Source organism: Thiobacillus sp., assembly GCF_030696885.1.
In the GTDB taxonomy this organism is placed as follows: domain Bacteria; phylum Pseudomonadota; class Gammaproteobacteria; order Burkholderiales; family Thiobacillaceae; genus Thiobacillus.
The window spans coordinates 1-4,293 of record NZ_JAUYRI010000004.1; the positions used below are offsets into that span (position 1 = coordinate 1).

Annotated in this window: 5 protein-coding genes; 4 read left to right on the forward strand and 1 reads right to left on the reverse strand. The window is 63.5% G+C overall.

Translation table 11 applies throughout. From position 1 onward, the window contains the following. From Q8R61_RS01010 to Q8R61_RS01025, 4 genes are all read left to right on the forward strand, one after another. Window positions 1–936 (forward strand): TRCF domain-containing protein (locus Q8R61_RS01010; RefSeq protein ID WP_305533449.1); only part of this gene is annotated, 936 nt, incomplete at its 5' end. A gap of 7 nt (window positions 937–943) precedes the next feature. After that, window positions 944–1,798, forward strand: a complete 855-nt coding sequence (gene serB / locus Q8R61_RS01015) for a phosphoserine phosphatase SerB (RefSeq protein WP_305533450.1) — start codon at window positions 944–946, stop codon at window positions 1,796–1,798. Between the two features lie 80 nt (window positions 1,799–1,878). Continuing rightward, window positions 1,879–2,187 carry a flagellar biosynthesis anti-sigma factor FlgM gene (gene flgM / locus Q8R61_RS01020; protein ID WP_305533451.1) on the forward strand — a complete coding sequence of 103 codons (309 nt, stop codon included), beginning with the start codon at window positions 1,879–1,881 and terminating at the stop codon, window positions 2,185–2,187. A 95-nt stretch (window positions 2,188–2,282) separates the two neighbouring features. After that, on the forward strand, window positions 2,283–2,492 hold the full coding sequence (locus Q8R61_RS01025) for a heavy-metal-associated domain-containing protein (protein WP_305533452.1): 210 nt from the start codon (window positions 2,283–2,285) through the stop codon (window positions 2,490–2,492). Window positions 2,493–2,505: 13 nt separating this feature from the next. Here Q8R61_RS01025 and Q8R61_RS01030 read toward each other — a convergent pair. Beyond that, window positions 2,506–4,293, reverse strand: a 1,788-nt coding sequence (locus Q8R61_RS01030; protein ID WP_305533453.1) for an EAL domain-containing protein, incomplete at its 5' end; no start/stop codon positions are given.

Sequence of the window (4,293 nt, forward strand, 5' to 3'; positions counted from 1 at the left end):
CTGCTGCCGGAAGCGCGCATTCGCGTCGGCCACGGCCAGCAGGGCGAACGCGAACTGGAACAGGTGATGCGCGACTTCTACCAGCAGCGCTTTGACATCCTGCTGTGCACCACCATCATCGAGACCGGCATCGACGTGCCGACCGCCAACACCATCCTGATCAACCGCGCCGACAAGTTCGGGCTGGCGCAGCTGCATCAGTTGCGCGGCCGCGTTGGGCGCTCGCACCACCAGGCCTTCGCCTATCTGCTGGTGGAGGAAGACCGCACGCTGACGCCGCAGGCGAAGAAGCGCCTGGAAGCGATCCAGTTGCTGGAAGAGCTGGGCTCGGGTTTCCATCTGGCGATGCAGGACATGGAAATCCGCGGCGCCGGCGAAGTACTGGGCGACAAGCAGAGCGGCGAAATCATCGAAGTCGGTTTTTCGCTCTACAACGACATGCTGGCCGGCGCGGTGGCGAGCCTGAAGGCCGGCAAGGAGCCGGACATGAGCCAGCCGCTGGGCGTGGTGTCCGAGATCAACCTGCACACGCCGGCGCTGTTGCCGGTGGACTACTGTCCCGATGTGCACGAGCGACTGGTGCTGTACAAGCGACTAGCCAGCGCGCACGACGCCGAGGAACTGACCCAACTGCAGGAAGAACTGATCGACCGCTATGGCCATCTGCCCGACCCCGCGCGCGCGCTGCTCGACACGCACCGGCTGCGGCTGGCCGCAAAAACGCTTGGCATCATGAAAGTCGACGCCAGCGGCGAGGCCATCCTGCTGCAATTCGTGCCGCAGCCGCCGATCGATCCCGGCCGTATCATCCAGCTGATCCAGACCCGGCGCGACCTCAAGCTGGCGGGCGAAAACCGCCTGCGCTGGACGGTGGCTTCGCCCGCGCCCGAGGTCCGCGCGGCCAACGTCATCACCTTCTTCAACCTGTTGAAATAACGCATCCATGAACCTGATCGTGCAGGGACCCGACGTCCCCACCCCCGACCTGAAGCAGCTCGCCAAGCTGACCGCAGCCACCGCCATCGAAGCGGTGACGCCGACAGCCTTCCGCCTGGTGGCGGCCGACGCCGGCCAGAGCGATGCCGTCGCCGCCTTCTGCGAGGAAAACCGCTTCGACTGCGGCTGGGTTCCGGCCGAACGCCGCATCGACGACTTCGGCCTGCTGGTGATGGACATGGACTCGACGCTGATCACCATCGAGTGCATCGACGAGATCGCCGACATGCAGGGGCTGAAGCCGCAGGTCTCGGCGATCACCGAAGCCGCGATGCGCGGCGAGATCGACTTTGCCGAAAGCCTGCGCCGCCGGGTGTCACTGCTCGAAGGCCTGGATCAATCCGCGCTGCAGCGGGTCTACGACGAGCGCCTGCAGCTGTCCCCGGGCGCTGAAACCCTGCTGGCAGCGGCGCGTGCGGCCGGGATCAAAACCCTGCTGGTGTCGGGCGGCTTCACTTTCTTCACCGAACGCCTGAAGCCCCGCCTGGGGCTGGACTACACTGCCGCCAATACATTGGACGTGGCGGCCGGCAAGCTGACCGGGCGCGTGCTGGGCGGCATCGTCGACGCGCAGGGCAAGGCCGACTGGTTGAAGCGCGTGCGCAGCGAGCTGGGACTGGTGAAGGACCAGGTCATCGCGATGGGCGACGGCGCCAACGACCTGAAAATGATGGCCGAAGCCGGCGTCAGCATCGCCTACCGCGCCAAGCCGGTGGTGCGCACGCAGGCCAGCTACGCGCTGAACCAGGTTGGATTGGACGGGGTGGTGCCGCTGCTTGGCGCAGCCCGGCAAAACGGCTAAAGAAAACACGGGCTTCGCCGATAAACCTTTGACTGCCAAAGCAGTCATAGATATCAGACAACCGCGACCCAGGACTTCCCGTGAAAATCGACAAGCGCATCACCCCGCCCGCCGCCTCCAAAGTTTCCGCCACCAAGGGCAAGGGCGGCGGCAAGGCCCCTGCCTCCAGCGCCGGCGGCAGCGACTCGCTGACGCTGACCGAGTCGAGCACCCGTGTCCGCTCGCTGGAAGCCGAGCTGGCTTCGGTCGACGTCACCAATCTCGGCAAGGTGGAATCGGTCAAGGCCGCGCTCGCCGACGGCAGCTTCAGCGTGGATGCCGAAGTGGTGGCCGACCGCCTGATCGACCACACCAAGGAAACCCTGCGCAAGCGGCCGCGCAAAAAGTAAGGCGGTCCCGACACGAAAAGCCCGCGGCTCCACCGCGGGCTTTTGTTTTTTGGCTGGCTTAGAATCAGGGTTTGAGTGTCCCGACCGAGGTCCACATGAACGACATTATTTTGCCGGTGACCGGCATGACCTGCGGCGGCTGCGTCAACAGCGTGCAGCGGGTGTTGACCGCCGTGCCTGGCGTGCAGACCGCCGAGGTGACGCTACAGCCCGGTCAGGCCCGTGTGGTCTACGACGCCGCACGCACCGATCGCGCGGCGCTGGTGCAGGCGATCATCGACGCCGGTTTCGGCGTGGCGGACTAAAGGTCCGCGCCGCTCAGGTCGACCCACCGCACAGCGTCTCCAGCGGTTCGGGCGCATGCAGCCCGTTGCCCTGCGCATAGTCCACGCCGATCTCGCGCAGCATCGCCAGTGTCGCATCCGCCTCGACATATTCGGCCACGGTCTTCAGTCCCATCTGGTGGCCGATGCGATGGATCGCCTCGACCATCGCACGGTCGATCGCATTGGTCGTGATGTCGCGCACGAAAGCACCGTCGATCTTGAGGTAATCCACTTTCAGGTTCTTCAGGTAGGTGAAGGACGACAGGCCGCTGCCGAAATCGTCCAGCGCGAAGCGGCAGCCGAACTCGCGCATCGCGCCGATGAATTCGTTGACGACGGCGAGGTTGCCGATGGCCGCCGTCTCGGTGATCTCGAAGCACAGGTGGGGCCCCAGGTCGGGGTTCTCGCGCAGACTCGTCAGCAGCATGCGGCGAAACGCCGGATCCTTCAGCGAAGCGCCGGACAGATTGACCGCAAACAGACACTGCTGCTCGCGTTCGGCCGCCAGATAACGCTGACATAAATGCAAGGTTTCGCTGATCACCCAGCTGTCGATGGCGGGCATGATGAAGTAGCGCTCGGCCGCCGGAATGAAGGCCATCGGCAGAATCTCGCTGCCGTCGTCATCCACCATGCGCAGCAACAGCTCGACGTGGCGGCACGGTTCCACAGCGCCGTCGGTGCGGCGGATTTCCTGCCACGACAGGCGTAGCCGGTGCTCCTCCAGCGCCCGCTGAATGCGCTCCACCCACTGCATTTCGCCACGGTGGCGCACCAGATCGTGGTCACGGCTCTCATATACGTGTATCTGGTTACGCCCGTGATCTTTGGCCACATAGCACGCGGCATCCGCCGCCGACAGCAGGTTGGCCGCGCTGCCGCTGTCGCGGTTGATCGCCACCAGCCCCACGCTCATGCCCACCGCAAAAATGCGGTCGCCCCATTTGAAGCGGAAGCGCTGCACCTCGGCACGGAAGGCATCCGCCACTTCCAGCGCATCAGTAGGCGTGCAGTTCTCCAGCAGCAGGGCGAATTCGTCGCCGCCCAGACGCGCCAGCGTGTCGCGTTCGCGCAGGTTGGCTTTCAGCAGCAGGGCCAGCTGGCGCAGCAGCTCGTCGCCTGCGGCATGGCCACAGGTGTCGTTGATCACCTTGAACTGGTCGACATCCATATGAAGCAGGCTATGCTCCCTGCCACTGACCTGGGCATCTCGAATTGCCTGTTTCACCTGGTATTCGAACTCGTGGCGGTTGAAGAGACCGGTCAAGACATCATGCGTAGACTGATAGGAGAGTTGCTGGGTAAGTTCGCGCGTCTGACTGACATCGCGGAAAACGAGCGCAATGCCGAAGACCTGTCCATCATGAGCCCGAATAGGCGCGGCATTAGGTTCGATGTAAATTTCACGTCCGTCACGCCCTACCAGAATAAGGGTGGGGAACGAAGGAGAAAGCAGCCTCTCACGCAAGCAGTGAGCCCCCAGGTCGTTGGCCGGTTGGCGGCTATCCTCAAAGAGCAGGGTTCCTAGTTCCGCCAGTTGTTTTGATCTGGCTTCGCCCAACTGAGTGGAAAAGAGCTGTTCAGCGACTGGGTTGAGATATTCGATACGTCCCTGGATATCCGTGGTGATGACCGCATCACCAATGGACGAAAGCGTAACCTGGGCCTTTTCCTTTTCGCTGAAGAGCGCCTGATTGGCACTCTCCAGTTGTTCGATCAGGTTATTATTATCGATGGCAGTGGCGATCTGGCTGGCGAGCAAGGTCAGCAGGTCGAGGTC